The sequence below is a fragment of the Polaromonas sp. genome (assembly GCF_029945895.1).
In the GTDB taxonomy this organism is placed as follows: domain Bacteria; phylum Pseudomonadota; class Gammaproteobacteria; order Burkholderiales; family Burkholderiaceae_C; genus Polaromonas.
In genome coordinates, this window is sequence record NZ_JAQSDL010000038.1 from 1 (window position 1) to 3728 (window position 3728).

Annotated in this window: 4 protein-coding genes and 1 pseudogene; 3 read left to right on the forward strand and 2 right to left on the reverse strand. The window is 65.0% G+C overall.

What is annotated here, in order from left to right; genetic code table 11:
- Nucleotides 1-280: pseudogene (locus tag PSV33_RS04575) on the forward strand (EamA family transporter); the annotation flags it as partial.
- A gap of 160 nt (nt 281-440) precedes the next feature.
- Nucleotides 441-926 carry a glutathione peroxidase gene (locus PSV33_RS04580; RefSeq protein WP_300559242.1) on the forward strand — a complete coding sequence of 162 codons (486 nt, stop codon included), beginning with the start codon at nt 441-443 and terminating at the stop codon, nt 924-926.
- On the opposite strand, the gene PSV33_RS04585 is transcribed toward PSV33_RS04580, so the two are convergent.
- The gene (locus tag PSV33_RS04585) at nt 871-2070 is read right to left on the reverse strand and encodes an acyltransferase family protein (protein ID WP_300559244.1); all 1200 of its coding nucleotides are present in this window, start codon (nt 2068-2070) and stop codon (nt 871-873) included. The two genes, PSV33_RS04580 and PSV33_RS04585, sit on opposite strands and share 56 nt — an antisense overlap.
- A gap of 147 nt (nt 2071-2217) precedes the next feature.
- Here PSV33_RS04585 and PSV33_RS04590 point away from each other — a divergent pair, with 147 nt between their 5' ends.
- Nucleotides 2218-3081: a LytTR family DNA-binding domain-containing protein gene (locus tag PSV33_RS04590; protein ID WP_300559247.1), complete on the forward strand. Its 864-nt coding sequence runs from the start codon at nt 2218-2220 to the stop codon at nt 3079-3081.
- 51 nt (nt 3082-3132) lie between these two features.
- On the opposite strand, the gene PSV33_RS04595 is transcribed toward PSV33_RS04590, so the two are convergent.
- Nucleotides 3133-3728: heterodisulfide reductase-related iron-sulfur binding cluster (locus tag PSV33_RS04595; RefSeq protein WP_300559248.1), on the reverse strand; the 596-nt coding region annotated here is incomplete at its 5' end.

Consider the following 3728-nt stretch of genomic DNA (forward strand, 5'->3'; position numbering starts at 1 on the left):
CTTGCTGGGCATGGCCTGGCACATCGTGCCGGCGCCGGTCTGGAGCACCTCGTGGGCGGGTGTGGCGCTGGGCCTGGCGCTGGCCTTCCTGCTCAGCAACATGGCGCTGCAGTATGGTGCGGCGCGCCTGGCGGCCAGCACCACCGCCCTCGTGATGTTGACCGAGATCCTGTTTGCCAGCCTGTCGGCGGTCGCGCTGGGTGCGGCGGAATTCAGCCCGCGCACCCTGCTGGGCGGCAGTCTGATTGTGCTGGCCGCCTTGCTCGCAGCGAGGAAATAGAGCCCCCACGCTTGTCACTTCGTGTACTGCGCTGCCCCCGAGGGGGCCGCTGCGCCTGCGGGCCGGCAGAGCCGGACCCGCGGCCCCTGCTTGACAAGACATTCCCCTCCCCTGGGTTGCTTCGCTGCAGTACAGTGGCAGCTCCAACCAGGAGCGCGCCATGAGCAGCATTTACGACTTCGAAGCCCAGCAGATCAACGGCCAGGACATTGCGCTTTCCCAATTCAAGGGCAAAGTCATGCTGATCGTGAACACGGCCAGCAAGTGCGGCTTCACGCCGCAGTTCGGCGGGCTGGAAGAACTGCACAAGGCCTACACCGGCAAGGGCCTGGTGGTGCTGGGCTTCCCCTGCAACCAGTTCGGCTCGCAGGACCCGGGCGCCGACGGCGAGATTGCCGAGTTCTGCCAGGTCAACTACGGCGTGAGTTTTCCGATGATGGGCAAGATTGACGTCAACGGCCCGGCCGCGCACCCGCTGTACAAATGGCTGTCGGCCGAAGCCCCCGGCCTGCTGGGCAGCAAGTCCATCAAGTGGAACTTCACCAAGTTCCTGGTGGGCAAGGACGGCCAGGTCATACGGCGTTATGCGCCTACCGACAAGCCCGCCGACCTGGCGAAGGATGTGGAAGCCGCCCTGGCGGCCTGAGCTTCGCCGCATCCGGGCCGCGATCCAGGCCGAACAGCGGCCGCAACCAGGCCGTGCGGCGCACGACGGCGGTCAGAGCCCCGCATGCCAGCAGCGTGCCCGTCAGCAGCAGTGCGGGTTCCAGCCAGGGGCCCAGCCGCAGCGGCGCAAGCCACCATACAAAAACGATGATGAGCGTCTGGTGCAGCACGTACCAGGGATAAACCGAGGCCCTGGCCCAGGGCAACCAGCGCCAGGGACGGTTCAGCTTTGCATGGCCCCATCCGAGAATCGCCAGCAGCGCCGTCCACACATAGGCATCCGCCGTCAGGCGCAACAGCAGGCGCGGCACCGCCAGACCGGCAGGCAGCGCGAGCAGCGCCAGATAAATCGCGAGCAGCGCCAGCGCAATGCCCAGTGCCGGCCAGCGCAGCCGGGCCGCTTCGGCCCACCAGTGTTCGTCCGTCCCAATGCACCAGCCGTACAGGAAGAGTGTGAAATACACCGCGTGCAGCCAGCCGTCACCGATCAGGTCATGCGTGGGCGGGAAATGCGGCCACAAAGTCAGCGACCACAGCATCAGCGGCAGCACCGGCACAATCATCAGGGCCGGCCCGCGCAGCCCGGCAAACGCGTGGCGCAAACGCTGGCCTGCGCCCGACGCCAGCACGGGCAGCAGCAGAAGCAGCAGGCTGGTGTAGAGCCACAGGTAGGGCAGGTACCAGAGGTGGTTCCAGGTCACGCCGAAGTCCGAACCGTCAAATGCGCCGGCCGGCCACGGCCCGCCGGTGGCATAACGCAGCAGGAAGGCACCAAACCCTGACGCAATGCTGCCGTTGGCCACAGCCTGGGCGTAGGCCTGGAACGGCACGACCACCGCCATGCCGAAGACCAGCGGCAGCAACAGGCGCCAGCTGCGACTGCGCAACAGGACCAGGCGTGCCTGACCGCGTTGCAAAAAACCCAGGGCCACGCCCGAGATCAGGAACACCAGGTCCATGCGCCACAGGTTCAGCGCCCGCATCGGCATCTGCAGCCACTCTGCCGCATGTGGGCTCTTCAGGTGCCAGTGCCAGCCGGCCACGTAATACATGGCGAGGTGGTAAACAATCACCAGGCCAAAGGCCAGGGCGCGCAGCGCATCGATGTCGTGACGGCGGTTCATGATTTTCTCCTTCGCAGAACGCAATGAGCTGTGATTTTTTAGGCAGCTGGCGACCTGCGGCTGGCCCGCGGGACCAGGCGCCTGCCTTTTGTGACGAACGGCGGCCGCCGGGGACGAAAGCCGGCGCGATTCTTCTAGACTTCAGGCATGTCCGATACCACCAACACCTGGCTGGCGCGTTACCAGTTCTACCGGCGCGCGGCCGAGATCGGCTTCTGGGTGCTGGTGCTGACCATCCACATGCTGTTCAACAGCATCACGACCTGGATCGACCTGCGCAACGTGGCTTTTGTCCAACCCCTCATCTGGGAACTGACGAGCAACCTGACCGTGGGCCTGCTGATTCCGGCCCTGGTCGCTTTCGAGCGGCGCTTTCCGCTGCGCTGGGACACGCTGCACCGCCACCTCCCCTGGCACCTGGCTGGAACGCTGGTGTTTTGCGTTGTGCACGTGCTCGTCATGATGGCCCTGCGCAAGGCGGCCTATGCGTCCGTCGGCGCCAGCTACAACGTCGGCAACTGGGCCAGCGTCTTCGCCTACGAATACCTCAAGGACGTGCGCAGTTATGTGCTGATTCTTGGCGCGCTGGTCAGCTACCGCCTGCTGCTGCTGCGTCTGCAAGGCGAGGCGCGTGTGCTGGACGCGCCCGAAGCCGCTGAGGGCAGCGCGCCGGTGGCCGCTACGACCACCCGGCCCGAGCGCTTCCTGGTGCGCAAACTGCGCAAGGAATTCCTGATCGCCGCCAACGACATCGAATGGCTGCAGGCCCAGGGCAACTACGTCGGCATCCACGTCAACGGCCACGACTACCTGCTGCGCTCGACCCTGGCGGACTTCCTCGGCCAGCTGGATCCGGCGCGGTTTGCCCAGGTGCACCGCAGCTTTGCGGTCAATCTGGACCGTATTGCCGAAATCGAGCCGCTGGACAGCGGCGACGCGCGCCTGCGCATGAAGGATGGCAGCCTGGTGGCCTGCAGCCGGCGTTACCGTGATGCGCTGGGCAGCCGCTGATTTACAGTCAAATCGGGCATCAGCCCTTATCTGTCAAGCGCAAACAGCTATTTATTTGATAGCAATAGACGGGGTCAAGGCCTGGTCCAGCAACTCTACCCAGTGCCTGACCGGCGTGGCCGTTCCGCTTTGCAGGTGCGTGATGCAGCCGATATTGGCCGACACAATCACCTCGGGTGTCATCTCGCCCAGATTCGCCAGCTTGCGGTCGCGCAGCTGGAAGGCGATCTCCGGGTTGAGCACGGAGTAGGTACCGGCGGAGCCGCAGCACAGATGCGCCTCGCAACGGGCGACCTTCACGTCGAAACCCAGGGCGCCCAGATGTTGTTCAACACCGCCGCGCAGCTGCTGGCCGTGCTGCAGTGTGCAGGGCGGATGAAATGCAATGGTTTCGCTCCCGACCCCTGCGGAGACTTTTTCACGCAAAACCTCCACAAGTTCAGGTAACAACTCGCTCAGGTCACGCGTCAGTTCGCTGATACGTGCCGCCTTGGCCGCATACGCCGCGTCGTCCTGCAAGTGGTAGCCGTACTCCTTGACGGTGACGCCGCAGCCCGAGGCATTCATGACAATCGCTTCCACCCCCGCCTCTACATGCGGCCACCAGGCGTCGATGTTGCGGCGCATCTCGGCCTTGCCGCCGTCCT

Excerpts from the sequence above, each read along its gene's own strand:
- PSV33_RS04580 (WP_300559242.1), top strand. The coding sequence starts at position 441 with ATGAGCAGCATTTACGACTTCGAAGCCCAGCAGATCAACGGCCAGGAC.
- PSV33_RS04585 (WP_300559244.1), bottom strand. The coding sequence starts at position 2,070 with ATGAACCGCCGTCACGACATCGATGCGCTGCGCGCCCTGGCCTTTGGC.
- PSV33_RS04590 (WP_300559247.1), top strand. The coding sequence starts at position 2,218 with ATGTCCGATACCACCAACACCTGGCTGGCGCGTTACCAGTTCTACCGG.